This window comes from Enterobacter cloacae complex sp. I1M, from assembly GCF_014982425.1.
In the GTDB taxonomy this organism is placed as follows: domain Bacteria; phylum Pseudomonadota; class Gammaproteobacteria; order Enterobacterales; family Enterobacteriaceae; genus Enterobacter; species Enterobacter intestinihominis.
The window spans coordinates 46210-71881 of sequence record NZ_JADCLG010000008.1 but is presented as its reverse complement, the minus strand read 5'-3'; the positions used below and the strand labels follow the sequence as shown (position 1 = coordinate 71881).

Here is a 25672-nt window from a genome sequence, read left to right as displayed (position 1 = left end):
TTTTTTTTTGCGTCAGAGTTTAAGAAGTTCAGGCCACAGGCGCAGCGTTATTTGCGTAATCCCCTGCAGTTTTTCCAGCGTCGCGCCTTCACGGGCGCTGATGGACATCCCCTGTAGAATACAGCTCAGATACTGGGCCAGCTCCTGCGGACGGCAATGCGCCGGAATTTCACCGCGCTGCTGGCGTTGAGCCAGAAACGTGCTGAGCGTCTCCTCCTGCATCGCATGGCGCGATTTGACCGTGTTGGCAATCTCTTTCGACGATGCCGCGAGGGTCGCGGAGGTGTTGATCATAAAACAGCCCGCGGGCGTGTCTTTACTGGTAAAGCAGGTTGCGACTGCGCAGAAATAATCCTGCAATGCCTGCTCAACCGTTTTTTCTTCACAGAATAGCTGGGCTTCGTGTTTTGCCGCGAAGCGCGAGATGTATCTGTCCAGAACGGCCCGGAATAAGCCTTCTTTGTTGGTGAACTCTGCGTACAGGGTAGGGGCTTTCGCGCCCGTTGCTTCCACCAGGTCGGAGAGCGACGTGGCTTCATACCCATGCTGCCAGAAGAGCGTCATGGCCTTATCGAGCGCCGCATCCCTGTCGAACACTTTTGGTCGGCCACGGCTTTTCTTTGCGCAACGCGTGACATCGGTTGTCATGTGCCGTTGGTCCTCTGTTGTTTTGTTGAATAGTCATTATAAAAATAAACGTCTGCGACGACCAGCGGTGATTTCTTAAAAATAATTTAATTTTATCTTTATGAAATATAAGGAAAATGAAATTAATTTAACGACCATTATAAAAATGGGTTGACGTGTGACCTGGATCACATCTATCATTTACCTATCGATCGTTAACTAAATAACTAACGACCACTACATCATCTGCCCAAAGGTATAAAATCATGAAAAACGTTAAAACCCTCATCGCTGCCGCCGTTCTGAGTTCACTCTCTTTCGCAAGCTTCGCTGCTGTTGAAGTGCAATCCACTCCAGCAGACCAGCAGAAAGTCGGTACCATCTCTGCCACTGCCGGGACTAACCTCGGCTCTCTGGAAGATCAGCTGGCACAAAAAGCTGACGAAATGGGTGCGAAATCATTCCGCATCACCTCTGTGACCGGTCCTAACACCCTGCACGGTACCGCAGTTATCTACAAATAAGCGTAACGCAACCCTCCGTTATGCCACTGCAAAAAAAACGCCCTGCTAATGCAGGGCGTTTGTCGTTATTACCGTTCTACATTGACTGCTGAGCAACCTCATGATGCCGCGTGACATCGGTTGGCATCCCCGAGCGCGCTTCCATCGCCCGCTCCATCACTGCGCCATCGGTGTTTGCATTCGTTTTAAAGCTCACCATCGAGGCATTCAGATTAATCGGCAGCGTCTGCGGATCGTCATTAATGTTTTTCGATAGCGGCTGGTGGATCTCAACCAGACGGACGCCACCCGGCTCTTCAGACACTTTAATCGGCGTATTGATGATATTCACTTTCGTGCCAGGGGCGATCACGCGGTAGAGCGTTTTGATGTCGTCATCGCGCAGGCGAATGCAGCCGGAGCTGACGCGCATCCCGATACCAAAATCCGCATTCGTTCCGTGCAGAAGATAAACCCCACCATATGCCGCCAGGCGAATTGCATGGTGCCCCATCGGATTATCCGGGCCAGCAGGCACCACGGCAGGCAGGTCGATACCTTGAGCTTTATAACGGGCGCGAATGTTTGCCGTCGGGGTCCAGGTTGGATTAGCGCGCTTATCAGAGACGGTGGTGACCATGGTAGGGGTCAGCGTATCGCCCCCCAGTTGACCAATACCGATAGGGTAAACGGTCACTTCGTTCTTGCCCGGCGGGTAGTAATACAGACGCAGCTCGGCGAGGTTTATCACAATCCCCTGACGCGGCGCGTCCGGCAGGATGGTTTGCAGCGGAATCGTCAGTACGCTGCCCGCCCGGGGCACATAGGGATCTACGCCCGGGTTGGCCTGCAACAGCGCCAGGAACCCGACGTTATATTTTTTAGCAATCGCTTCCAGCGAACCGCCATCGTTTTCAACCACGTGAAAGCGGTTTTCACCTACGACGTTGCTGTCGGCGGGCGGAAGAGGCCAGGTATTGGCGCGAGCAGGGAGCGCGACGGCAACCGTCGCGGCCAGCGCAACCACAGTTAACCAGCGGGTAAAACGCGAAGAAATCATCATTATCATAATCCATACAAATGATAAGGTTATTGTTTTATAAGGCGTTAATGATAATTATGGCGAATGTATGGTCGGGAAGATCGGGCGAAGTGCAAAGAGTTTGTAAATTGTCCCCCACCAGCCGGGCGCTGGCGGGGGAAACCGTTATGCGATGGCGTTCTCTTCCAACTGACGCATAAAGTTACGCACCCAGTCCATGCGGATTTTACGTTCCGTCAGATCCTGAGTAAATTTCAGACGCGTCGGGCCATCAAGACGGAAATGCTGCGGCTGTTTTTGCAGAAGGCCAATCAGCCACATCGGATCGACGTGGTTCTTCTCGGCAAACTCAATTACGCCGCCTTTCTCGTTGCCTTCAAGCTTACGAATGCCCAGCTTTTGCGCCTGCTGACGCAGGCGGGCAATATCCAGCAGGTTGCGCGCCGCATCGGGCAATATCCCAAAACGGTCAATCAGTTCGACTTTAATCTCTTCCAGCTCGCCTTCGCGTTTCGCGCTGGCAATGCGTTTGTAGAACGACAGACGGGTATTCACGTCAGGAATAAAATCATCCGGCAACAGGGAAGGCATGCGCAGTTCCACTTCGGTCTGCTGGCTGGTGAGATCTTCCAGAGACGGTTCACGTCCGGCTTTAAGCGCGTCGACGGCATTTTCCAGCAGCTCCATATACAGAGAAAAACCGATGGTTTCCATGGAGCCGCTCTGGTCTTCACCCAACAACTCACCGGCGCCGCGGATCTCCAGGTCGTGCGTCGCCAGCGCAAAACCAGCACCCAGATCTTCCAGCGAGGCGATAGCTTCCAGACGCTTTTGCGCGTCGGTGGTCATCGCCTTCGGATGCGGCGTCAGCAGCCACGCGTAGGCCTGATGGTGCGAACGCCCGACGCGCCCGCGCAGCTGATGCAGCTGGGCCAGGCCGAAGTGATCCGCGCGTTCGATGATGATGGTGTTCGCCGTCGGAATGTCGATCCCGGTCTCAATGATGGTGGTACATACCAGCACGTTGAAACGCTGATGGTGGAAGTCGTTCATCACCCGCTCCAGCTCGCGCTCGCGCATCTGGCCGTGACCAATGGCGATGCGCGCTTCCGGCACCAGCTCTGCCAGCCTGTCGGCGGCTTTCTGAATGTTTTCAACGTCGTTATACAGGTAATATACCTGGCCGCCGCGCAGCACTTCACGCAGGATCGCCTCGCGAACCACCAGATTGTCGTACTCGCGAACAAAGGTTTTCACCGCCAGACGGCGCGCCGGCGGGGTGGCAATAATCGACAGATCGCGCATGCCGCTCATCGCCATATTCAGGGTGCGCGGGATCGGCGTGGCGGTCAGGGTCAGAATGTCGACGTCGGCGCGCATCGCTTTGATGCGCTCTTTGTGGCGCACCCCAAAGCGGTGCTCTTCATCGACGATCAGCAGCCCCAGATCTTTCCACTTCACGTCGCTTTGCAGCAGCTTGTGGGTGCCGATCAGAATGTCAATTTTGCCTTCGCTTGCCTGTTCCAGGATTTGCGTCTGCTCTTTGGCGCTGCGGAAACGCGACAGCATCTCAATGCGTACCGGCCAGTTGGCGAAGCGGTCGCGGAAGTTGTCGAAGTGCTGCTGGGCGAGGAGGGTAGTCGGCACCAGCACCGCCACCTGCTTGTTGTTTTCCACCGCCAGGAAAGCGGCACGCATTGCTACCTCGGTTTTACCGAAGCCCACGTCGCCGCAGACTAAGCGATCCATCGCCAGCGGCTGGCACATGTCGCTCAGCACGGCATTTATGGCCTGAGCCTGATCCGGCGTAGTTTCAAACGGGAAGCTGTCGCAGAACAGCTGGTACTGCTCTTTATCATGCTTAAACGCATAACCCTCTTTGGCCGCGCGCTGGGCGTAAATGTCCAGCAGCTCGGCGGCCACGTCGCGCACTTTTTCCGCCGCCTTCTGCCGCGCGCGTGACCAGGCGTCGCCGCCCAGCTTATGCAGCGGCGCGTTATCTTCCGCGCCACCGGCGTAGCGGCTGATAAGGTGCAGGGACGACACTGGCACGTACAGTTTGGCGTCGTTCGCGTAGGTCAGCATCAGGTATTCACCTTTGATGCCGCCTGCTTCGAGGGTGGTCATTCCCTGATAGCGACCCACACCGTGTTCCAGGTGAACGATCGGCTGACCGGGGTGCAGTTCGGCCAGGTTGCGGATCAGGGTGTCCGGGTTGATGGTGCGACGGCTGTCCTGACGACGGCGCGCCACGCGCTCGCCCAGCAGGTCGCTTTCACAAATCAAGGCCAGGTTATTGAGCGTATCAATAAATCCGTGCTCGGCGGAGCCGATCATCAGGTAACGACCATTTCCGGTCGCTTCGCTCAGGCGATGAATGCGCTTCGGCGCAACTTTGATCCGTCCTAGTAGTTCGCCCAGCGCTTCACGACGACCCTCACTCTCAACGGAGAACACCACTGGCCCGGTGAAGGAATCAAGAAACTTGCGCAGGTTATCGAGCGGGGATTTCTGCTGCGCCTGGACGGCCAGATCGGGCAGCGTCCGGAACGCGAGATTGGTGTTCGCCGCCTTATCGGCAAGCGAATCGGTTTTGAGCTGCATACGCGGCCAGCGTTTTAGCTCGGCGTTGAGCTCGTCGGTACGCAGCCACAGCATTTCCGGCGGCAGCAGCGGACGCATCGGGTCAACGCCCCGGTTTTCAAAGCGGGCGCGCGTTTCGCTTTCAAAGCGGCTGGCGCTGGCGTCGATATCCCCGGTGTTAACAATCAGCGTATTGGCCGGGAAGTAGCTGAACAGCGCCGGCAGCGGTTCGTTAAAGAACAGGGGCTGCCAGTACTCGATCCCGGCCGGAAGGGTGCCTTTGCTGACCTGCTGGTAGATATGTTCGGCATCACGTTTCACGTCGAACCTGTCGCGCCACTGGCTGCGGAACAGTTCGATGGCGGTTTTATCCGTCGGGAACTCATGGGCGGGCAGCAGATTAATGGAGTCCACTTCCTCCAGCGTGCGCTGGGTGTCGGCGTCGAACACGCGCAGGCTGTCGATCTCATCATCGAAGAAATCCAGACGATACGGCTGGTCGCTGCCCATCGGATAGAGATCCAGCAGCGCACCGCGCGTCGCGTATTCGCCGTGCTCCATCACCTGATCGACATGGCGGTAACCGGCTCCGTCAAGCTGCACGCGCAGGGCATCGCGCGACAGGCGCTGGCCTTTTTTCATCACCAGCGCATGGCCGTGCAAATAGCTGTGCGGACAGACGCGCTGCATCAGGGTATTCACCGGCACAATCAGCACGCCGCGCTGCATGGTGGGGAGCTGATACAGCGTCGACAGGCGTGAGGAGATGATCTCCTGGTGCGGAGAGAAACTGTCGTAGGGAAGCGTTTCCCAGTCGGCCAGGCTGAATACCAGACTGTCGGTGAACTGACGAATTTCGTCGTGCAGGCGCAGGGCGTTTTGCATGTCCGGGGCAACCAGCACCACCGGCCCCGGATGGCGCTCGGCAATTTCCGCCACCAGCGTAGCGCAGGCCGCGCCTGTCAGTTCGCCCAGCTGGCGTTGGTCACCTGCTTTTACAGGCAAGGAAAAACGATAGTGTTCAGGCATGGCTATGTCAGGGTCTCTTGGGGATATACCAACAGTATTGGGGCATATCACTGATACGCAATGTCTTTATTATCCTCGATCGTTATGCATAAGCAAATCGTAACCGCACAAGAGGAAAAGTGCCCCCGGATGGGGGCAGGGTAGGTTAGCGGCTGGCGAGCTGTGGCGTAAGCCGTGCGGGAGGGGAGAAGAAAAGGTCGCCAAAGAGGGCGGTCGAGAGCTTACGTGCGCCCAGTCCAACCAGCGTGCAGACGAGCAGGCTGACGAACGGATAGACCAGAATCAGCGTTAACTCCGCCCAGATCGGCCAGTACGCCGCATTCATTTCGCGAATCAGGAGCAGGCTAAACGCCTCAATTAAAATGCGGTGAGTGGTATAAATCGCGATGGTGTTTGAACCGATGACGTTCAGCAGATTATTGGGATGAACGGCATAACGCTGCTCGAAGCTGTAAAAGAGCTTCATGATGACCACGATCGACAGCAGTGAGAGCGGCAGAGGAACATTAGCGAACCACAGCACTACCGACACCGCGCCAGAGGCGATAAGTACCAGCCAGCTGCGGCGCAAATTCATCCCTTTCATCCACGTCATCAACTGCGCGCCGTACCATGCGCCGAGGCTGTAGTAGATCATGTTGCGCACCACGCTGTTCATTCCCCACCATGGTAAAGGCAGGAAGTTAATGGCGATGCTTGCCAGCGCCAGAAGCCCCAGCATCGGCAGTTTCCAGCGGCTCAGCAGTTTACAGAGCGTGAAGTAGACCACTAAAGCGTACAAGTACCACAGGCTGGTGCTGGCCGTGAGCATTCCCAGTACAAACCCTGAAACGGAATCGGCGTAGGCCGCATTGGATGCTGTCGCCAGTTCACGCTCGGGGGCGAGCCAGGCATTCAGATGGGTCAGCGCCTGCCATTGCAGGACGCCCCACAGGGCCAGCACCCAGACAATGCTCCAGATCCGCTTGTCGAGACTGGTGCGCCAGTTCACCTCGTCAATATATCGACGAATCAAATAGCCGGAGATGAAGAAAAACACCGGCATACGGAACGGTGCGAGGTAAAGATTAAAGTAGACCCAGCATTTGGCGAGCAGGCCCGATAACGGATGCTGTAGCCCGTCCAGGTGAGGATAAAAGGTGATCACCGAGTGGTAAATCACCACCAGGCAGATGCACAGCCCTTTTATCTGGTTAATCCATAATGCTTTTTGTTTCATTGTGCGTGACGACCTTGTTGCCATAAACGAAAGGTCGATTGTTGTAAAATGAAACCCCGATGTAACGGGTAACAGTCTGTATCAGGACGATTTTCGGAAAAGGTGGAGGCTGTATGGCGGAAGTTCAGTCAGTAGCATGATGATTTATCTGAATTTTTCGGAAAAATGATTACCGAATCTTACGGTTTCAGTCATTTACGCTTAGCGGATTCGCTTATATACTCGTGGGTCTGCTATCAGCAAACAGACGGATTTCATGTATCAACCTGTCGCACTCTTCATAGGCTTACGTTACATGCGTGGGCGCGCCGCGGACCGCTTCGGTCGCTTTGTCTCCTGGCTTTCGACTATTGGCATTACGCTTGGCGTGATGGCTCTGGTGACGGTGCTTTCCGTCATGAACGGCTTCGAGCGCGAGCTGCAAAACAATATCCTGGGGCTGATGCCGCAGGCCGTTCTCTCTTCCACTCAGGGCTCCGTTAACCCGCAACAGCTGCCGGAAAGCGCGGTGAAGTTACAGGGTGTCACGCGCGTTGCGCCCCTCACGACGGGTGATGTGGTGCTGCAAAGCGCCCGCAGCGTGGCGGTCGGGGTGATGCTGGGTATCGATCCGGCGCAAAAAGATCCGCTGACGCCGTTCCTGGTCAATGTGAAACAAACCGACCTGGAAGCGGGTAAATACAACGTCATCCTCGGTGAGCAGCTTGCCGGGCAGCTCGGGGTCAACCGTGGCGATCAACTGCGCGTGATGGTGCCCTCAGCCAGTCAGTTTACGCCGATGGGGCGTCTGCCAAGCCAGCGCCTGTTCAACGTGATTGGCACGTTTGCGGCGAACAGCGAAGTCGATGGTTACCAGATGCTGGTTAACATTCAGGACGCCTCGCGTCTGATGCGCTACCCGGCGGGAAATATCACCGGCTGGCGTCTGTGGCTTGATGCGCCGCTGAAGGTGGATACCCTTAGCCAGCAGACGCTACCGGAAGGAACGAAATGGCAGGACTGGCGCGACCGCAAAGGCGAACTGTTCCAGGCCGTGCGCATGGAGAAAAACATGATGGGGCTGCTGCTGAGCCTGATCGTGGCCGTTGCCGCGTTTAATATCATCACCTCGCTCGGGCTGATGGTGATGGAGAAGCAAGGCGAAGTCGCCATTCTGCAAACCCAGGGGCTGACGCCGCGCCAGATCATGGCTGTATTTATGGTGCAGGGCGCCAGCGCTGGCATCATCGGCGCGCTGCTCGGCGCGGCGCTGGGTGCGCTGCTCGCCAGCCAGCTCAACAATCTCATGCCGATTATCGGCGCGCTGCTTGATGGTGCGGCGCTGCCGGTGGCTATCGAGCCGCTCCAGGTGGTCGGTATTGCGCTGGCCGCGATGGCTATTGCGCTGCTCTCTACGCTTTATCCTTCCTGGCGGGCTGCCGCCACTCAACCCGCTGAGGCTTTACGTTATGAATAAGATCCTGTTGCAGTGCGACAACCTGTCCAAACGCTATCAGGAAGGCGCTGTGCAGACCGACGTGCTGCACAATGTGAGCTTTAGCGTGGGTGAAGGCGAGATGATGGCGATTGTCGGCAGCTCCGGCTCCGGCAAAAGTACGCTGCTGCACCTGCTGGGCGGGCTGGACACGCCAACCGAAGGCGATGTGATCTTTTCCGGGCAGCCGCTGAGTAAAATGTCGTCTACGGCGAAAGCCGAGCTGCGTAACCGTGAGCTGGGTTTTATCTATCAGTTCCACCACCTGCTGCCGGACTTTACGGCGCTGGAAAACGTGGCGATGCCGCTGCTGATTGGTAAAAAGAAACCCGCAGAAATCAATGCCCGCGCCAGCGACATGCTAAACGCGGTAGGGCTGGGTCATCGCGGGAATCATCGTCCGTCTGAGCTTTCCGGCGGCGAGCGTCAGCGTGTGGCCATCGCCCGTGCGCTGGTCAACAACCCGCGCCTGGTGCTGGCGGATGAACCGACAGGTAACCTCGATGCGCGTAACGCAGACAGCATTTTCCAGCTTCTCGGCGAACTGAACGCCGCGCAGGGAACCGCGTTTCTGGTGGTCACGCACGATTTGCAGCTGGCTAAGCGGATGGGCCGTCAGCTGGAAATGCGCGACGGTCGTCTGAATGCAGAACTGACGCTGATGGGAGCGGAGTAATGGCTTCACCGTTATCGTTACTCATTGGGTTACGCTTTAGCCGCGGTCGTCGCCGGAGCGGGATGGTTTCCCTTATCTCCGTGATCTCCACCATCGGTATCGCCCTGGGCGTGGCGGTTCTAATCGTGGGCTTAAGCGCCATGAATGGCTTTGAGCGCGAACTGAATAACCGCATTCTGGCCGTTGTACCCCACGGTGAAATCGAGCCGGTTAACCAGCCGTGGTCCAGCTGGCGTGATGCCCTGAACAAAGTGGAAAAGGTACCCGGCATTGCGGCGGCTGCACCTTACATCAACTTTACCGGGCTGGTAGAGAGCGGGGTAAACCTGCGCGCCATTCAGGTGAAAGGGGTGAATCCACGTCAGGAGGAGCGTCTGAGCGCGCTGCCTCGCTATGTGCAAAATGGCGCATGGGCAAACTTTAAGGCTGGCGAACAGCAGATCATCATGGGCAAAGGCGTTGCCGATGCACTGAAGGTGAAGCAGGGCGACTGGGTCTCGATCATGATCCCGAACGCCAGCGCTGATCACAAATTGCAGCAGCCTAAGCGCGTGCGTCTGCACGTCACCGGTATTTTGCAGCTGAGCGGCCAGCTCGATCACAGCTTCGCGATGGTGCCGCTGGAAGATGCGCGCCAGTATCTGGATATGAGCGACAGCGTGACGGGCATTGCCATTAAGGTTAACGACGTTTTCAACGCCAATACTCTGGTGCGTGACGCTGGCAGCGTGACCAATAACTATGTCTACATCAAAAGCTGGATCGGCACTTACGGGTATATGTACCGTGATATCCAGATGATCCGCGCGATTATGTATCTGGCGATGGTGCTGGTGATTGGCGTGGCGTGCTTTAATATCGTCTCTACGCTGGTCATGGCCGTTAAGGACAAGAGCGGCGACATTGCCGTGCTGCGTACCTTAGGGGCGAAAGACGGTCTTATTCGCGCCATCTTCGTCTGGTACGGTTTGCTGGCGGGGCTGTTTGGTAGCCTCTGCGGCGTGGTCATCGGCGTGGTGGTGTCTCTTCAGCTGACGCCGATTATCAACGGGATTGAGGCGCTTATTGGCCATCAATTCCTGTCAGGCGATATCTATTTTATTGATTTCCTGCCGTCTGAACTGCACTGGCTGGACGTCATTTATGTGCTGGTTACAGCACTTTTACTGAGTCTGCTGGCAAGCTGGTATCCGGCGCGTCGCGCAAGCCGAATTGATCCGGCGAGGGTATTAAGTGGCCAGTAATTTCGTCATGGTTTAGCGGTCTTTTGGCCGCTGAATCAAACAGAGGAATGCATCATGTATTACGGATTTGATATTGGCGGCACCAAGATTGCGCTCGGCGTGTTCGATAAAGACCTTAAGCTACAATGGGAAACCCGCGTGCCTACGCCGCGCGATAGCTACGATGAATTTTTAACCGCCATTGCCGCGCTGGTGGCGCAGGCGGATGAACGCTTTGGCGTCAAAGGCAGCGTCGGCATTGGTATACCGGGTATGCCCGAAACCGACGACGGCACGCTGTATGCCGCCAACGTTCCTGCTGCCAGCGGCAAACCGCTGCGTGCCGATCTTTCTGCTCTCCTTGAGCGCGACGTGCGCTTAGACAACGATGCCAACTGTTTTGCTCTCTCAGAGGCCTGGGACGACGAGTTTCGTCGCTATCCGTTGGTGATGGGGCTGATCCTCGGAACGGGCGTCGGTGGCGGGATTGTCATTAACGGTAAGCCCATTACCGGGCGCAGCTACATTACCGGAGAATTTGGTCATATCCGTCTGCCGGTGGATGCGCTGGACGTCGTTGGTCGTGATTTCCCGCTTACCCGCTGCGGCTGTGGTCAGCACGGCTGCATTGAGAGTTACCTTTCAGGGCGCGGGTTTGCATGGCTTTATGAACACTTCTATCATCAGAAACTTGAGGCCCCTCAAATCATTACGCTGTGGGAGCAGGGAGACGCGCAGGCGCGTGAGCACGTTGAGCGCTATCTTGATTTGCTGGCGGTGTGTCTGGGGAATATCCTGACCATCGTCGACCCGGATCTGCTGGTGATCGGGGGAGGGCTGTCAAATTTCACTGCGATTACGGAACAGCTGTCCGGGCGTTTGCCCCGACATTTATTGCCGGTCGCCCGCGTGCCGCGCATTGAGCGTGCGCGACACGGGGACGCAGGAGGCATGCGCGGAGCCGCATTCCTTCATCTCACCGATTAGTTTACGAGGTTACTATGCTGTCGCGTCGCCAGGGTCGACTCAGCCGTTTTCGCAAAAATAAACGCCGCTTACGTGAACGCCTGCGTCAGCGGATCTTTTTCAGAGACAGGATGATGCCAGAAGCGATGGATAAACCCAGAGTGGTGGTGTTGACCGGGGCGGGGATCTCCGCCGAATCCGGTATTCAGACCTTCCGCGCGGCGGACGGGCTGTGGGAAGAACACCGAGTAGAAGATGTGGCGACGCCGGAAGGTTTCGCCCGCGATCCGGCGCTGGTTCAGGCGTTTTACAACGCCCGTCGTCGCCAGCTTCAGCAGCCGGAGATTGCGCCAAACGCGGCGCACCTGGCGCTGGCAAAGCTGGAGGAGGCGCTGGGGGATCGTTTTCTGCTGGTGACGCAAAACATCGACAATCTTCATGAAAGAGCCGGAAACCACAACATCATTCACATGCACGGCGAACTGCTCAAGGTGCGGTGTGCATGGAGTGGGCAGGTGCTGGAGTGGAAAGAGGACGTGCTGGACGAAGACCGCTGCCACTGCTGTCAGTTCCCTTCGCGTCTGCGTCCCCATGTGGTCTGGTTTGGCGAAATGCCGCTGGGAATGGATGAGATCTACAGCGCCCTGGCCATGGCGGACGTCTTTATCGCCATTGGTACCTCAGGGCATGTCTATCCGGCGGCGGGGTTTGTTCACGAAGCGCGACTGCAAGGTGCCCATACGGTGGAGCTTAATCTGGAGCCAAGCCAGGTCGGGAGTGAGTTTGAAGAGAAGCATTACGGTCTGGCCAGCGAGGTGGTGCCAGCCTTTGTGGATAAACTCCTGAAGGGGCTGTAAGGGTAACGGGCGACCTTGCGTCGCCCGTTGTGCATTAACGGCCTGCTTTTAGCTTCTGATAATACTCTTCATACAGGCGGCTCGCGTCACCGACGTCGTTCTGCCATTCCCCTTTGCTGATGGTTTCAGCGTCCGGATAAAGCGATTTATCATTCGCCACTTCAGGGCTTAACAGCTTCCGCGCGGCCAGGTTTGGTGTCGGATAACCAATAGTTTCCGCCACCTGTTTTGCCACATCCGGGCGCAGCAGGAAGTTAATCAGCTTCAGGGCGCCATCGACGTTTTTCGCATTAGCCGGGATCGCGAGGCTGTCCATCCAGAAGATGCCGCCCTCTTTCGGCCAGACCACCTCCAGCGGCGTACCGGCCTGACGCGCCACAAACGCAGAGCCGTTCCAGACCATCCCCAGATTCACTTCACCTTCCATATACGGGTTAGCCGGGTTATCCGAGTTGAACGCTGCCACGTTTGGCATCAGCTTTTTCAGTTCGTTATACGCCGCTTCGATCTCTTTCGGATCGGTGGTGTTGCCGGAGTAGCCGAGTTTACGCAGCGCAATCTGGAACACTTCGCGCGCATCATCGGTTAACAGCAGGCTGCTTTTGTATTCCGGCTTCCACAGGTCAGCCCAGGATGAAACCGTTTTTGGATCAACGGCATCGCTGTTGACGCCAATTGCCGTCGCGCCCCAGATGTACGGAATGGAATAATCGTTGTTCGGGTCGAATGGCTTGTTTAGCATCTCAGGATCGAGGTTTGAAAAATAGGTTAGCTTCGTTTTATCGATCTTCTGGATCATGCCTTCTTTGCGCATCTTGTCGACGAAATAGGTCGACGGCACCACCAGGTCATACGCGCCATCTTTATAGGTTTTGAGCTTGGCGTACATGGTTTCATTCGACTCGTAGGTCGAATAGATCACCTTGATGCCCGTCTCTTTGGTGAACTGCTCCAGCAGGCCCGGCGGCACATACTCGGTCCAGTTGTAGAAATAGAGCGTTTTGCTGTCATCAGCATGCGCGGCACCCATTCCGAGCACCAGTGCCGCAGCGGCAAGCATTTTTTTCATTTCTATGTCCCCTGAGATTTTGTTTTATCACGAGCAATAACCTGGCTGGCAATCACCAGAACCAGCGATAACACCAACAGAATAGTCGCCAGCGCGTTCACTTCGGGTGAAACACCGACTTTCACCATTGAGTAGATCTTCAACGGCAGAATTTCGTAGCTCGGCCCGGTGACGAAGGAGGACACGACCACGTCGTCCATCGACAGGGTAAAGCTGAGCAGCCATCCGGCTGCCACGGCAGGCATCGCCAGCGGCAGGATGATTTTGCGAAGAATGGTCATCTCGCTGGCTCCCAGATCCTTCGCCGCTTCCAGCATGCGTACGTCGAATCCTTTCAGTCGCGCGTAGACGGTTACCACCACAAACGGCAGGCAGAAGGTGATATGCGAAAACAGCAGCGACCAGAAACCGAGCTGGACGCCCAGCAGCATAAACAGCACCAGCAGTGAAATGGCCATCACGATGTCCGGGGACATCATCACCACAAACAGCATACCGCTGACGAACGGCTTACCGCGAAAACGGTAGCGGTACAGCGCCACGGCGGTCAGCGAGCCAATCAGCGTCGCGAAGGTGGCAGAGAATACCGCCATCGTCAGCGAGTGCTGAGCGGCCTGTAGCAGGCTGTCATTGTTCATCAGCAGGCCATACCATTTGGTGGTAAACCCTTGCCAGTTGATCCCGAAGCGTGAACTGTTAAAGGAGTTCACGATCAAAATGATTATCGGAATATAAAGATACGCATAAATGGCGGTCATAAAACCGCCGCGAAGCAGTCTACCGATCATTCCAGCTCCACCTTCTTATTCAGCAGGCGTGAGGCACGCCAGTAAACCAGCAGCATCAGCCCCATTACCACCGTCAGCGTAATGCTGGTGGCCGAGCCGAACGGCCAGTCGCGGATGTTCAGGAACTGGCTCTTGATCACGTTGCCGATCAGTAGGTTTTTCGCCCCGCCCATCAGGTCCGACACGTAGAACAGACCCATCGCAGGCAATATGACCAGCAGACATCCGGCAATAATGCCCGGCATGGTCAGCGGGATAATGATGCGGATAAAGGTTTGCAGCTTGCTGGCCCCCAGGTCTCTCGCGGCTTCCAGAAGTGGTTTATCAAGCTTTTCAATACTTGAGTAAAGCGGCATCACCATAAACGGCAGCAGGATATAGACCAGGCCGACGATCACCGCGCTCGGGGTGAACATAATGCGGATCGGCGTATCAATAACCCCAAGCCACAGCAGAAACTCGTTCAGATAACCTTTGGTGCTGAGGAAGATTTTCAGCCCGTAGATGCGGATTAACGAGTTGGTCCAGAATGGCACAATCAGTAAAAACAGCAGCAGCGGACGCACTTTTTGCGGCAGGCGAGCCAGGAACCACGCGAACGGATACCCCAGCACCAGACAGGCAACGGTGGCAATCAGCGCCATATTGAGCGAGTGCAGCAGCACGTCAAAGTAGAGCGGATCGAGCAGGCGTGCGTAGTTGTCCAGCGTAAAGACCATCGCGACGAAGTTCGCGTCGTCGCGGGTCAGGAAGCTGGTTACGATGATCATCAGGTTGGGAAGAAAGACAAACAACACAAGCCAACCGACGATCGTGGCAATCACCACATTCTGGAACTTACTTGTGTTCTTCATCAGCCAGTACAACCTCCCAGCTTTCTACCCAGTTGATTACCATCTTCTGATCCAGCGAGTGGTCGAAGTCCGGATCGTCCTCGTTGAAGAACTCACTAACCATCACCATTTTGCCGTTTTCCAGTTCCACAACGGATTCGAGGGTCATCCCTTTGTAGTTGCGTTCGCGAACGTAACCGATCAGACCTTCGGCGTCAGCCGTGTCGTGGATCTCATCGACGCGAAGATCTTCCGGGCGCAGCAGAACGTTGAGCCTTTGTCCCTTTTCCACGGCAAAGTTCACCGTGATGTTGCATTCGCGGCCTTCCACGTTGGCGAGCACGCGCTGCTCGTCCAGACGCTCAATCACCGTGGCGTTGAAAATATTGATTTCGCCAATGAAGCTGGCGACGAACAGGTTTTTCGGCTCCTCGTAAATTTCACGCGGCGTGCCGTCCTGCTCAATCTTGCCCTCACGCATCACCACGATACGGTCTGACATAGTCAGCGCTTCTTCCTGATCGTGAGTGACAAACACGAACGTGATGCCGAGCTTACGCTGAAGCGCTTTCAGCTCGTTCTGCATCTGCTTGCGCAGCTTGTAGTCCAGCGCGGAGAGGGATTCATCCAGCAGGAGCAGGCGTGGTTTGTTGACCACGGCGCGGGCAATAGCCACACGCTGCTGCTGACCACCAGAAAGTTGATGCGGCTTGCGCTGGGCGAATGCCTCCAGCTGCACCATGCGCAGGGCTTCGGTAACGCGCGGCGGGATCTCGCTGGCGGGTGTTTTTTGCATCCGCAGGCCAAACGCCACGTTCTCAAACACGGTCATGTGCGGGAACAGGGCATAGCTCTGAAAGACGGTATTGACGTGGCGATCTTCGGCAGGGACCTGGGTAATGTCCTGGTTCTCAAGATGGATATGGCCGTTATCGACGCTTTCCAGCCCGGCAATAAGGCGCAGGACGGTGGTTTTGCCGCAGCCGGAGGGGCCAAGCAGCGTGAGAAACTCACCGTCATTGATGGTCAGATTAAGATCGGAAATGACATCTTTGCCATCGAAACTTTTACGAATTCGTTCCAGTTGCACCAGCGGTGAAAGGGAACGGGGTTGTGTATTCAATTTTCGCGCTGTCCCATATAGACGCCTCAAGCAGCAGACTGAAGCGGGGTTTGTGTGTAACCACCTTGGTGACTCGTAATGAGGGCGGACATTCTACGGCAAACCCATTGAATCGCCAATCCTTCTCACTTATTCATAAGCTACATTTATTAACGCAGAACGATATAAACGTAAAAAGTTCTCGTTTGCGGGATAAAAGTGACCTGACGCAATATTTGCGTTTTGCTGCTTAATGATAATGTTGTCACAAAAAGTGAGGGTGACTGCATGGATAAACTACTTGAGCGTTTCTTACATTACGTTTCGCTGGATACCCAATCTAAGCCGGGGGTCCGACAGGTGCCAAGCACCGAAGGCCAGTGGAAGCTGCTAAATCTGCTGAAAGAGCAGCTGGAGGCCATGGGGCTGGTTGATGTCACGCTCAGTGAAAAGGGGACCGTGATGGGAACGCTGCCGGCCAACGTTGAGGGAGATATCCCGGCGATTGGCTTTATTTCTCATGTCGATACCTCACCTGATTTTAGCGGTAAACACGTTAATCCGCAGATTGTTGAAAACTACCGCGGCGGAGATATTGCGCTGGGCATTGGCGACGAAGTGCTGTCGCCGGTGATGTTCCCGGTACTGCATCAGCTGCTGGGGCAGACGTTAATCACCACCGACGGCAAAACCTTGCTGGGGGCCGATGACAAAGCGGGTATCGCCGAGATCATGACGGCGCTGGCGGTGCTGAAGGGCAAAAATATCCCACATGGCGATATCCGCGTGGCCTTCACGCCGGATGAAGAGGTAGGAAAAGGCGCGAAACATTTTGACGTCGAGGCGTTTAACGCTCAGTGGGCCTACACCGTCGACGGTGGCGGCGTGGGTGAACTTGAGTATGAAAACTTTAACGCGGCATCGGTGACGATCAAAATCGTCGGGAATAACGTGCACCCGGGCTCTGCGAAAGGGGTGATGGTGAATGCGCTGTCGCTGGCTGCGCGTATTCATGCGGAAGTTCCTGCCGAAGAGAGCCCGGAGATGACGGAAGGGTATGAGGGTTTTTATCATCTGACCAGCATCAAGGGGAACGTGGACAGCGCGCAGATGCACTATATCGTCCGCGATTTTGACCGCAAAGCCTTTGAAGCGCGCAAGCGTAAGATGATGGAGATCGCGAAAAAGGTCGGCAAGGGGCTGCATCCGGATTGCTATATTGAGCTCATCATCGAAGACAGCTATTACAATATGCGCGAGAAGGTGATGGAGCATCCGCACATTCTTGATATCGCCCAGCAGGCGATGCGCGATTGTGATATCGAGCCGGTGATGAAACCGATCCGTGGTGGAACCGATGGTTCGCAGCTGTCATTTATGGGCCTGCCGTGCCCGAACCTGTTTACCGGTGGATATAACTACCACGGCAAGCATGAGTTCGTGACGCTGGAAGGGATGGAAAAAGCGGTGCAGGTGATTGTGCGGATAGCAGAGTTAACCGCGAAGCGGTAAGAAAATGCCCGGTGGCGCTGCGCTTACCGGGCCTACAGTAAAGGCTTTTGTAGGCCGGGTAAGGCGTAGCCGCCACCCGGCACATGAACAGGGAGTTCAAATGTCAAACTACCGCCGCCACTACATCCCCGGTGGAACCTGGTTTTTCACCGTCAATCTGCAAAACCGCCAGAGCGATTTACTTACCCGCCACATCGACAGCTTGCGTTCCGCTACCGCCACGGTTAAGCATGCGAAGCCCTTCACCATTAACGCCTGGGTTATCCTGCCTGAACATATGCACTGTATCTGGACCTTACCGGAAGGGGACAGTGACTTTTCGGCGCGCTGGCGCGACATCAAAAAAATGTTTAGCCGCAACATTGAGATGCGCCACGTCTGGCAACCGCGTTTCTGGGAACACACCATTCGCAATGAACAGGATTACCGGCGGCATATGGATTACGTCTACATCAATCCGCTGAAGCATGGCTATGTCGGGAAAGTCGTCGACTGGCCCTATTCAACGTTTCATCGGGACGTGCGGGAGGGGTTATATCCGGCAGACTGGGCGGGTGAGATTGAGGATTTTGCGGCGGGGGAGCGGAAGTAAAAAAAGCCCGGTGGCGCATCGCTTACCGGGCCTACGGGAACGGCTTTTGTAGGCCGGGTAAGGCGTAGCCGCCACCCGGCAAACATCATGACTCAGTCCTCAAAAAACCAGTACCCGCTGTTAACCAGCGCGGCCAGCATGGCGAGGAAGGAGGGATCGTCCAGCGCGTCGCCAAAGGTATCCGCAGACAGCACCATATGGCTGGCAATCGCTTCCAGTGCCGGACGGTGTGGAGAGTCCAGGCGCTCGCCGTTGACGAATACCTCTTCGCCAATGCGCAATACACGTAATCCGCCCAGACGAACCAGCTTATCGCCCTGCTGGAGGGCATCATAAATTTCATCTGCCTGATACGGCGGCTCTGGCGGCGCGACGTCCAGTTCGTGACGCGACTGGCTGATAAACTCGCCAAACCACTGTCTGAAGTGCTCCGGTTCGTTGATCAGATCCAGCATCATACCGCGCAGCTTATCCAGCTCCTCTGGCAGAATATCGGCCGGGTGCTCACGCGCCGGAACATCCGGATCGCTGTAACGATGGCTGCCCAGCTCGCGCTGTAAAACATAGTCAGCGAATCCGCTGATCATCTCGCGGCCGCTTGGCGCGCGGAAACCAACCGAATAGTTTAGCGAGTTTTCAAGGGAATAACCTTCATGCGGGAAGCCTGGCGGGATATACAGAATGTCGCCTGGCTCCAGCTCTTCATCAATGATCCCTTCAAACGGATCAACCTGAAGCAGATCCGGGTGCGGGCAGTGCTGCTTCATTGGCACTTTTTCGCCCACTCGCCAGCGACGGCGACCGGTACCCTGAATGATAAACACGTCGTACTGATCAAGATGCGGACCCACGCCGCCACCGGGAACAGAGAAGGAGATCATCAAATCGTCCATTCGCCAGTCTGGGAGGGCGCGGAAGGGACGCATCAAGGCTGCGGTGGGTTCGTGCCAGTTGTTGACCGCCTGCACCAGTAAAGACCAGTTGCTTTCGCCCAGGTGATCGTAGCTTTCAAAGGGACCGTGGCTGACCTGCCATTTCCCGTCCTGATGGCTCACCAGACGGCTGTCTACCTCGTTTTCCATCGCCAGACCAGCGAGTTCGTCAGGAGAAATAGGGTCGATAAAATTGCTGATCCCGCGTTTAAGAACGACCGGGCGTTTTTGCCAGTAACGTTCAATAAATTCGGGCCAGTTAAGTGTTAATTGATAATCCATATTTTTGTATTCCGCAGGCTCTTACTGAGACGGATTATAACGGAAGCACCGACCCCTGGCTGCGAGATCCGCGTATTTTTCACATTTCGGGTTAACTATCGTTCAATACGGGCTGTTGGCGGCCAAAAATGACTTCCATACGGGCACCGCCCAGCAAACTTTCGCCGGTTTCAATCTTGCCCTCGTACTGATCGACAATTTCCCGGGCGACGGATAATCCGACACCCTGGCCCGGGCGCAGCGTATCGGCGCGCTGACCGCGATCGAATACCACTTCGCGTTTATTATGGGGAATGCCAGGACCATCATCCTCAACGATAATATGCAGTTCGTTATCCGTTACGCGCGCGGACACCTCGACAAACTCCAGACAATATTTGCAGGCGTTATCGAGCAGATTTCCCATCACTTCCATAAAGTCATTCTTCTCGCCAACAAAGCTTATTTCCGGTGAGATATCCAGACTGATGTTTACCCCTTTACGCTGGTAAACCTTGTTCAGCGCAGAGGTGAGGTTATCCAGCAGCGGGGCTACCGGGTGCAGTTCACGGCTCAATAAGGCGCTTCCGGAACGCATGCTCGCGCGGTGCAGGTAATAACCAATCTGCTGTGAAATACGGCTGATTTGCTCCAGCATTACCGGCTCGGCGTCATCCACGCTCATTTTCGAACTGCGCATTGAACGCAGTGTACTTTGCATCACTGCCAGCGGGGTTTTCAGGCTGTGCGTAAGATCGGTGAGCGTCGTGCGATACTTGTCGTAACGTTCACGTTCGCTTTTCAGCAGGCGGTTGAGGTTGCGCACCAGGCTGGTCAGTTCGCGCGTAGTTTCAGGGTTAAGCTTCTCGCGGTGATGTTCCTCCAGCTCGCGCACCTCTTTGGCAAGGGATTCAATCGGGCGGAGGCTCCACCATGCAGCAACCCACAGGAGAGGGATCACCAGCAGCAGGTTGGCAGCCAGAACGTACACGAACCAGTTCCAGACCATATACGAACGTTTTAGCTCAACCGGTATGGTATCGATCACTACAATGGTCAGCTGCGGCATGTTCAGAGTGGCGGGATACAGGTTGATGGCCACCGAGTGGGTCATCTCCGTGTCGTCATCTTCAGCGCGGATCTCATTGAGCTTGTTCTGTAACGCCCGATCGTCACGCAGCAGGATGCTGGTAGAGTTGAGGTCGGCTTCTATTTCGTGAAAACCATTGGTTTTAAGCCATTCCGGACGGATGCGCTTTTTCAGCCAGGGGACGTCGCGCTGCGCCCACAGCAATTTTCCTTTTTCATCGTAAATGAGTGCCAGCGTTGGGCTCTGCTGGTTCAGGTTTTCCGGCATCTCGACGGTGATTTGGTTGTTCTCCCATTTCGCCAGGGTATAGAACAGATTACTTTCGCCGCGAAGCAGGCGGAAGGTGGTTTTATCGAAGCTTACGCTGTACCCGACCAACGCCACCATTCCGTAAGAGAGGGACAGCACGAGCACGACGGCGGCGGTTGCCAGCAGAAAGCGAACCCGCAGTGAAAGGGGTAAAATGTGGCGCAAAATCCCTTTCATTTAGCGTAATTCGAACAGGTAGCCCTGACCACGCACGGTGGTAATCACGTCGTGCGGGTACTGTGCCTGAATTTTTTTGCGCAGGCGGCCCATCAGCACGTCAATGGTGTGGCTTTCGCGCAGTTCGGCATCCGGATAAAGCTGAAGCATCAGGGAATCTTTGCTCACCACTTTACCGTTGTTACGGATCAGCGTTTCCATGATGGTGTATTCGAATGCGGTCAGCTTGATTACTTCATCATTTATTGAAAATTCGCGGCGGGAGAGATCCACCTGGAACGGCGGCAGAGAGATCACCTGTGACGCCAGCCCGCTGTTGCGGCGCAGCAGCGCCTGCATACGCGCGGCGACTTCTTCAATATGGAAGGGTTTGGTCACGTAGTCATCTGCGCCTGCGCTCAACACTTCAACCTTGTCCTGCCAGCCTTCGCGAGCAGTCAGCACCAGTACCGGCAGGGAAACGTCATGGCTACGCCAGCGGCGGATAAGAGATAATCCGTCTTCATCCGGCAGCCCTAAATCGACAATGGCGATGTCCGGCAGGTGTTCATTGAGATAATAATCGGCCTCTTTTGCGTCTTCAGCATCGTCCACCTGATGACCCATCTCCTGAAGTTGAACTTTCAGGTGATGACGTAGCAATGCGTTATCCTCAACAACCAGTACGCGCATCATCATTTCTCCCTTTATAAATGGTATGAATAGTTTAACGCTGATTATCCAGGTTGACACCAGCGTTATGAAATTAAATGATTTTTTTCATGCTTCTGAAGACAGGTGGCATTACGCCAGGCATCTGATTATTAAGTATGTTGACCTGATCCTGTTTCATATCGCCCACCCACCTCACATATGCCTCATACGCCCCCAGAAGGCGCGGGTAATATAAACTGACTTGTTTTCGCACGCTTCCGCAATCCGGATAAAACATCCATCCGTTTATGAACGGTTGAAGGCGAGTCGCTTTTTTGACAGAACGGGCACGCCAGTTTTGTAAAGATTGCCCTTTTTTTTGTAAGGATGTTCTCACTATGTCTGTCTTTGTCTACGCTTATTTTATGGTGCGAAATTAGATTTGCATAAGATGTGCCAGAAAATCAGCATTTTTACACAACAAAACAGCAATATAGCGAGTAAAGAGGATTCTATGGAATGGAAGGTTGTTGAGACTATTGCGAGCCCGGAAAGTGGAACCATCTTTTGCAAAGTTGAAACACAATATGGCCTGAATTATATCCTTTGGCTAAAAGGGGATTATTACGTTCGTGCCGGTGAAATCATCACCACCTCAAACCAGGGTATCCTGATTAACGATCGGCGGCGTAGGGTATGGATAGCGCAGGCAATGCCCTATACATCAATTGGCTGGATGGGGTTCAAACAGAAAAACGCGTGTCCAGGTAACCGGCAGGAGATGGATCGGCCATGCACGGTTGAGACCCCGTGCCAGTTCAGGCTGTGCCCGTTCGGCTTAAAACGATATATTCCGGAAAGTTATTCCACGGCGAAAAATAACAACCAGCCTGACAACAGGTTGTAATCCCGGCAGAGCCTGTAACGGGGTGTGAACGTCGACACGATGATGATAAGCAGCCCCCTTTCCGGGTGGAAAGGGGGAGGGTGATTACTTCAGCTCGTCAACCATAGTAATGGCGCGGCCAATATAGTTTGCCGGGGTCATCTCTTTCAGGCGCGCTTTTTCTTCTTCGGGCAGCGCCAGACCATCGATAAACTGTTTCATACCCTCAGCATCAACGCGTTTACCGCGGGTCAGCTCTTTGAGTTTCTCGTACGGTTTTTCGATGCCATAACGACGCATCACGGTCTGAATCGGCTCCGCCAGCACTTCCCAGTTGTGATCCAGCTCGTCCAGCAGACGGTCGCGGTTCACCTCCAGCTTGCTCACACCCTTCAGGGTGGACTGGTAGGCGATCAGCGCGTAGCCAATACCCACGCCCAGGTTACGCAGCACCGTGGAGTCAGTCAGGTCGCGCTGCCAGCGGGAGACCGGCAGCTTACTCGCCATATGCTGCAACACGGCATTCGCCAGGCCCAGGTTACCTTCGGAGTTTTCGAAGTCGATTGGGTTCACTTTGTGCGGCATGGTGGACGAACCGATTTCCCCGGCGATGGTCTTCTGCTTGAAGTGGTTCAGGGCGATGTAGCCCCAGACGTCACGATCGAAGTCGATCAGGATGGTGTTGAAGCGCGCAATGCAGTCAAACAGCTCAGCGATGTAGTCGTGCGGCTCAATCTGGGTGGTGTACGGGTTCCACTGGATCCCCAGAGACGTCACGAACTCTTCACTGAACTGGTGCCAGTCCACTTCCGGGTACGCCGCAATGTGGGCGTTGTAGTTACCCACCGCGCCGTTGATTTTGCCGAGGATCTCAATCTGCTCCAGCTGACGATACTGGCGTTCCATGCGGTACGCTACGTTCGCCATCTCTTTACCCATGGTGGATGGGGTTGCTGGCTGGCCATGAGTACGGGACAACAGCGGAATATCGCGGTACTCCACGGACAGCGCTTTCACCGCATCGATGATTTTACGCCAGTAAGGGAGTACCACCTCTTTGCGTGCAGTACAGAGCATCAGCGCGTGAGACAGGTTGTTAATATCTTCAGAGGTACAGGCGAAGTGAATAAATTCAGATACCGCGTGCAGCGCAGGGACGCTTGCCACTTTCTCTTTCAGGAAATATTCAACCGCTTTCACGTCGTGGTTGGTGGTGCGTTCGATGGTTTTAATACGCGCGGCATCTTCTTCGCTGAACTCAGCAACGATTTTATCAAGGTAATCGTTTGCCTTTGCGTCAAAAGCAGGAACTTCCTTGATTGCTGTCTGGGCGGCCAGCTTTTGCAGCCAGCGCACTTCAACCTGAACACGGAACTTCAGCAGGCCATATTCGCTGAAGATCCCGCGCAGCGCGCTGACTTTATCGCCGTAGCGTCCATCGACAGGGGATACGGCGGTCAGTGAGGATAATTCCATAATTCGCAACTCCGGGAGGTTAACAATGAGCAAGAATTTGTTTTGCCTGAGTCGTCAGGCGATGACGAGAAAACATGAGCTGTAGGCGGCCACCGCCGACCTGTTGCCACAGCACGGCGGCACGGATGCCTGCCAGCAGCGAAGCGCGTACCTTCGCCTGTACCTGTGGGCTTTGCAATACGGCAGGCGAACCGGTGACCTGAATACGCGGGCCGAGCGGGCTAATTACGTCGACGTAGATACCGGCCATCGCGCTCAGCAGGGTCTCAGACTGGAGGTCAAAGTGGTCGAGCTGGCGCTGTAGCCCGGCGATGCGATCGCCCAGGGTATTCATTGCGCCTTTCGCCGCGTTCAGCTTACGTTCCAGCACCATCAGGCTTAAGGTGTAGCGGGTCAGTTCGGCATTCAACCCCTGACGGTTGCTGGCGTTGAGCACGCCGAGCAGGGTTTCAAGACCGAGACGAAGATTGGTTTCACTGCCGCCAAAGACGCCCAGCGTGGAGCCTGGGTTAAGATCGATAACGCTGTTGAGTGAAACGTGCAGGGCATCAGCGTCGCAATGACCCTGATGCGCCAGCTGTTGCACCAGACGGGCTGACTGGCAAATTCCCGCCAGCGCCAGGGTGATGTCGTAATAGTTCTTCGCCACACGGTCTCCTTTATGTGTGCAAACGGTTTAAACAGCAGGCAGCGGCAGGCGCTGTTCAATGATCCCACCGCCGAGGCAAATTTCGCCGCTGTAGAAAACAGCTGACTGGCCAGGGGTAACGGCGGAAACCGGTTCGTCGAAACGCACGTCAATGCGATCGTCATCCAGTGCGGTGACGGTGCAAGGGATGTCCGTCTGGCGGTAGCGCGTTTTCACGGTGCAGCGCAGCGTGCCTTTCAGCGGCTCGCGATCGACCCAGTGCAGCTGTTGCGCGATAAGTCCAACGGACATCAGGCGCGGATGGTCGTGACCCTGAGCCACCACCAGAATATTGTTTTCGACATCTTTGTCGACCACGTACCACGGATCTTCGCTGCCCTCTTTGGTGCCGCCGATACCCAGACCTTTACGCTGGCCGAGAGTGTGGTACATCAGCCCCTGGTGCTGACCAATCTCATCACCGTCAACGGTGACGATTTTGCCCGGCTGTGCAGGCAGGTAGCGCCCCAGGAACTCGCGGAATTTACGCTCGCCGATAAAACAGATACCGGTGGAGTCTTTTTTCTTCGCGGTGATCAGATCCAAATCTTCAGCAATCTTACGTACTTCCGGCTTTTCAAGCTCGCCGACCGGGAACAGACTTTGGGCAATCTGTTCATGGCTCAGCGTGTAGAGGAAGTAGCTCTGATCTTTATTGCCATCCAGACCGCGCAGCAGCTGGCTTTTACCATTCACATCCGCGCGACGCACGTAGTGGCCGGTCGCAATGTAGTCTGCGCCCAGGTCTTCCGCGGCGAATTCCAGGAAGGCTTTGAATTTGATCTCTTTGTTACACAGGATATCCGGGTTTGGCGTGCGGCCCGCTTTGTACTCTTCGAGGAAGAGTTCAAAAACGTTGTCCCAGTATTCTGCGGCAAAGTTAACGGTGTGCAGTTCGATGCCGAGCTTATCGCACACGGCCTGCGCATCGGCGAGATCCGCAGCGGCAGTGCAGTATTCCTCGCCATCGTCTTCCTCCCAGTTCTTCATGAACAGGCCCTCCACCTTATAGCCCTGTTGCTGCAACAGGTAGGCGGAAACGGAGGAATCGACACCGCCGGACATGCCGACGATCACTTTTTTCTGGCTGTTATCTGACATGGAATACTCACGACATTGAACTTC

General features: G+C 55.3%; 23 protein-coding genes. 9 read left to right on the top strand and 14 right to left on the bottom strand.

Translation table 11 applies throughout. The annotated features are described in order from the left end of the window. Positions 1-12 precede the first annotated feature (12 nt). Positions 13-648, bottom strand: a complete 636-nt coding sequence (locus tag INF86_RS03755; RefSeq protein ID WP_023305873.1) for a TetR/AcrR family transcriptional regulator — start codon at positions 646-648, stop codon at positions 13-15. A 245-nt stretch (positions 649-893) separates the two neighbouring features. On the opposite strand from INF86_RS03755, the gene bhsA reads away from it, so the two are divergent. Then, the gene (gene bhsA / locus INF86_RS03750; protein WP_006809234.1) at positions 894-1151 is read left to right on the top strand and encodes a multiple stress resistance protein BhsA; all 258 of its coding nucleotides are present in this window, start codon (positions 894-896) and stop codon (positions 1149-1151) included. Between the two features lie 76 nt (positions 1152-1227). Here the strand turns inward: bhsA and INF86_RS03745 are convergent, their stop codons facing one another. The 3 genes from INF86_RS03745 to INF86_RS03735 form a co-directional block, all read right to left on the bottom strand. Continuing rightward, positions 1228-2193 (bottom strand): L,D-transpeptidase family protein, encoded by a 966-nt coding sequence (locus INF86_RS03745; RefSeq protein ID WP_193543244.1) that lies wholly within the window; start codon positions 2191-2193, stop codon positions 1228-1230. Positions 2194-2337: 144 nt separating this feature from the next. Beyond that, on the bottom strand, positions 2338-5784 hold the full coding sequence (gene mfd / locus INF86_RS03740) for a transcription-repair coupling factor (protein WP_023305875.1): 3447 nt from the start codon (positions 5782-5784) through the stop codon (positions 2338-2340). 145 nt (positions 5785-5929) lie between these two features. Then, complete coding sequence (locus tag INF86_RS03735; RefSeq protein WP_022647756.1) at positions 5930-7003, bottom strand: acyltransferase family protein; 1074 nt, start codon at positions 7001-7003, stop codon at positions 5930-5932. 256 nt (positions 7004-7259) lie between these two features. Between INF86_RS03735 and lolC the strand changes: the two genes are divergently transcribed. Genes lolC through cobB form a run of 5 tightly spaced genes read left to right on the top strand, consistent with a single transcriptional unit; the run spans position 7260 to position 12199 of the window. Further along, positions 7260-8459 carry a lipoprotein-releasing ABC transporter permease subunit LolC gene (gene lolC / locus INF86_RS03730; protein WP_017384712.1) on the top strand — a complete coding sequence of 400 codons (1200 nt, stop codon included), beginning with the start codon at positions 7260-7262 and terminating at the stop codon, positions 8457-8459. Then, positions 8452-9153 carry a lipoprotein-releasing ABC transporter ATP-binding protein LolD gene (gene lolD, locus INF86_RS03725; RefSeq protein ID WP_032624471.1) on the top strand — a complete coding sequence of 234 codons (702 nt, stop codon included), beginning with the start codon at positions 8452-8454 and terminating at the stop codon, positions 9151-9153. Before lolC ends, lolD begins: the two co-directional genes overlap by 8 nt. Further along, positions 9153-10397 (top strand): lipoprotein-releasing ABC transporter permease subunit LolE, encoded by a 1245-nt coding sequence (gene lolE / locus INF86_RS03720; RefSeq protein WP_022647758.1) that lies wholly within the window; start codon positions 9153-9155, stop codon positions 10395-10397. The genes lolD and lolE overlap by 1 nt, the downstream gene beginning before the upstream one ends. A 54-nt stretch (positions 10398-10451) precedes the next feature. Further along, positions 10452-11363, top strand: coding sequence for an N-acetylglucosamine kinase (gene nagK, locus INF86_RS03715; RefSeq protein WP_023299807.1), 912 nt, complete (start codon positions 10452-10454; stop codon positions 11361-11363). Between the two features lie 14 nt (positions 11364-11377). Continuing rightward, a complete protein-coding gene (gene cobB / locus INF86_RS03710; RefSeq protein ID WP_022647760.1) occupies positions 11378-12199 on the top strand; it encodes a Sir2 family NAD+-dependent deacetylase in 822 nt (273 codons plus the stop codon). 34 nt (positions 12200-12233) lie between these two features. Here cobB and potD read toward each other — a convergent pair whose 3' ends face one another. The 4 genes from potD to potA are packed head-to-tail and all read right to left on the bottom strand — an operon-like array spanning position 12234 to position 16042. After that, positions 12234-13268, bottom strand: coding sequence for a spermidine/putrescine ABC transporter substrate-binding protein PotD (potD, locus tag INF86_RS03705; RefSeq protein ID WP_126314775.1), 1035 nt, complete (start codon positions 13266-13268; stop codon positions 12234-12236). 2 nt (positions 13269-13270) lie between these two features. Beyond that, positions 13271-14056: a spermidine/putrescine ABC transporter permease PotC gene (potC, locus tag INF86_RS03700; protein ID WP_063149004.1), complete on the bottom strand. Its 786-nt coding sequence runs from the start codon at positions 14054-14056 to the stop codon at positions 13271-13273. After that, the gene (gene potB, locus INF86_RS03695; RefSeq protein ID WP_126314776.1) at positions 14053-14910 is read right to left on the bottom strand and encodes a spermidine/putrescine ABC transporter permease PotB; all 858 of its coding nucleotides are present in this window, start codon (positions 14908-14910) and stop codon (positions 14053-14055) included. The genes potC and potB overlap by 4 nt, the downstream gene beginning before the upstream one ends. Further along, complete coding sequence (potA, locus tag INF86_RS03690; RefSeq protein WP_164715803.1) at positions 14894-16042, bottom strand: spermidine/putrescine ABC transporter ATP-binding protein PotA; 1149 nt, start codon at positions 16040-16042, stop codon at positions 14894-14896. The genes potB and potA overlap by 17 nt, the downstream gene beginning before the upstream one ends. A 237-nt stretch (positions 16043-16279) precedes the next feature. Between potA and pepT the strand changes: the two genes are divergently transcribed. Then, positions 16280-17503 carry a peptidase T gene (gene pepT, locus INF86_RS03685; protein ID WP_032624465.1) on the top strand — a complete coding sequence of 408 codons (1224 nt, stop codon included), beginning with the start codon at positions 16280-16282 and terminating at the stop codon, positions 17501-17503. A 100-nt stretch (positions 17504-17603) separates the two neighbouring features. Further along, positions 17604-18095 carry a transposase gene (locus tag INF86_RS03680; protein WP_022647766.1) on the top strand — a complete coding sequence of 164 codons (492 nt, stop codon included), beginning with the start codon at positions 17604-17606 and terminating at the stop codon, positions 18093-18095. A gap of 92 nt (positions 18096-18187) precedes the next feature. Here INF86_RS03680 and INF86_RS03675 read toward each other — a convergent pair whose 3' ends face one another. From INF86_RS03675 to phoP, 3 genes are all read right to left on the bottom strand, one after another. Beyond that, positions 18188-19309: a cupin domain-containing protein gene (locus tag INF86_RS03675; RefSeq protein ID WP_022647767.1), complete on the bottom strand. Its 1122-nt coding sequence runs from the start codon at positions 19307-19309 to the stop codon at positions 18188-18190. A gap of 91 nt (positions 19310-19400) precedes the next feature. Then, a complete protein-coding gene (gene phoQ, locus INF86_RS03670; protein WP_022647768.1) occupies positions 19401-20864 on the bottom strand; it encodes a two-component system sensor histidine kinase PhoQ in 1464 nt (487 codons plus the stop codon). Beyond that, a complete protein-coding gene (gene phoP, locus INF86_RS03665) occupies positions 20865-21536 on the bottom strand; it encodes a two-component system response regulator PhoP (RefSeq protein WP_026094318.1) in 672 nt (223 codons plus the stop codon). A 412-nt stretch (positions 21537-21948) separates the two neighbouring features. On the opposite strand from phoP, the gene INF86_RS03660 reads away from it, so the two are divergent. Beyond that, entirely contained in the window at positions 21949-22404 is a 456-nt protein-coding gene (locus INF86_RS03660) for an anti-adapter protein IraM (protein WP_032624463.1), read from the top strand. Between the two features lie 84 nt (positions 22405-22488). On the opposite strand, the gene purB is transcribed toward INF86_RS03660, so the two are convergent. The 3 genes from purB to mnmA are packed head-to-tail and all read right to left on the bottom strand — an operon-like array spanning position 22489 to position 25648. Next, the gene (gene purB, locus INF86_RS03655) at positions 22489-23859 is read right to left on the bottom strand and encodes an adenylosuccinate lyase (protein ID WP_045623088.1); all 1371 of its coding nucleotides are present in this window, start codon (positions 23857-23859) and stop codon (positions 22489-22491) included. 19 nt (positions 23860-23878) lie between these two features. Then, positions 23879-24508, bottom strand: coding sequence for a high frequency lysogenization protein HflD (gene hflD / locus INF86_RS03650; protein WP_006809213.1), 630 nt, complete (start codon positions 24506-24508; stop codon positions 23879-23881). Between the two features lie 27 nt (positions 24509-24535). Further along, complete coding sequence (mnmA, locus tag INF86_RS03645; protein ID WP_032103856.1) at positions 24536-25648, bottom strand: tRNA 2-thiouridine(34) synthase MnmA; 1113 nt, start codon at positions 25646-25648, stop codon at positions 24536-24538. Positions 25649-25672: the final 24 nt, after the last annotated feature.

Coding starts and splice junctions, on each gene's coding strand:
- INF86_RS03755 (WP_023305873.1), bottom strand. CDS start 648: ATGACAACCGATGTCACGCGTTGCGCAAAGAAAAGCCGTGGCCGACCA.
- bhsA (WP_006809234.1), top strand. CDS start 894: ATGAAAAACGTTAAAACCCTCATCGCTGCCGCCGTTCTGAGTTCACTC.
- INF86_RS03745 (WP_193543244.1), bottom strand. CDS start 2,193: ATGATGATTTCTTCGCGTTTTACCCGCTGGTTAACTGTGGTTGCGCTG.
- mfd (WP_023305875.1), bottom strand. CDS start 5,784: ATGCCTGAACACTATCGTTTTTCCTTGCCTGTAAAAGCAGGTGACCAA.
- INF86_RS03735 (WP_022647756.1), bottom strand. CDS start 7,003: ATGAAACAAAAAGCATTATGGATTAACCAGATAAAAGGGCTGTGCATC.
- lolC (WP_017384712.1), top strand. CDS start 7,260: ATGTATCAACCTGTCGCACTCTTCATAGGCTTACGTTACATGCGTGGG.
- lolD (WP_032624471.1), top strand. CDS start 8,452: ATGAATAAGATCCTGTTGCAGTGCGACAACCTGTCCAAACGCTATCAG.
- lolE (WP_022647758.1), top strand. CDS start 9,153: ATGGCTTCACCGTTATCGTTACTCATTGGGTTACGCTTTAGCCGCGGT.
- nagK (WP_023299807.1), top strand. CDS start 10,452: ATGTATTACGGATTTGATATTGGCGGCACCAAGATTGCGCTCGGCGTG.
- cobB (WP_022647760.1), top strand. CDS start 11,378: ATGCTGTCGCGTCGCCAGGGTCGACTCAGCCGTTTTCGCAAAAATAAA.
- potD (WP_126314775.1), bottom strand. CDS start 13,268: ATGAAAAAAATGCTTGCCGCTGCGGCACTGGTGCTCGGAATGGGTGCC.
- potC (WP_063149004.1), bottom strand. CDS start 14,056: ATGATCGGTAGACTGCTTCGCGGCGGTTTTATGACCGCCATTTATGCG.
- potB (WP_126314776.1), bottom strand. CDS start 14,910: ATGAAGAACACAAGTAAGTTCCAGAATGTGGTGATTGCCACGATCGTC.
- pepT (WP_032624465.1), top strand. CDS start 16,280: ATGGATAAACTACTTGAGCGTTTCTTACATTACGTTTCGCTGGATACC.
- INF86_RS03680 (WP_022647766.1), top strand. CDS start 17,604: ATGTCAAACTACCGCCGCCACTACATCCCCGGTGGAACCTGGTTTTTC.
- INF86_RS03675 (WP_022647767.1), bottom strand. CDS start 19,309: ATGGATTATCAATTAACACTTAACTGGCCCGAATTTATTGAACGTTAC.
- phoQ (WP_022647768.1), bottom strand. CDS start 20,864: ATGAAAGGGATTTTGCGCCACATTTTACCCCTTTCACTGCGGGTTCGC.
- phoP (WP_026094318.1), bottom strand. CDS start 21,536: ATGCGCGTACTGGTTGTTGAGGATAACGCATTGCTACGTCATCACCTG.
- INF86_RS03660 (WP_032624463.1), top strand. CDS start 21,949: ATGTGCCAGAAAATCAGCATTTTTACACAACAAAACAGCAATATAGCG.
- purB (WP_045623088.1), bottom strand. CDS start 23,859: ATGGAATTATCCTCACTGACCGCCGTATCCCCTGTCGATGGACGCTAC.
- mnmA (WP_032103856.1), bottom strand. CDS start 25,648: ATGTCAGATAACAGCCAGAAAAAAGTGATCGTCGGCATGTCCGGCGGT.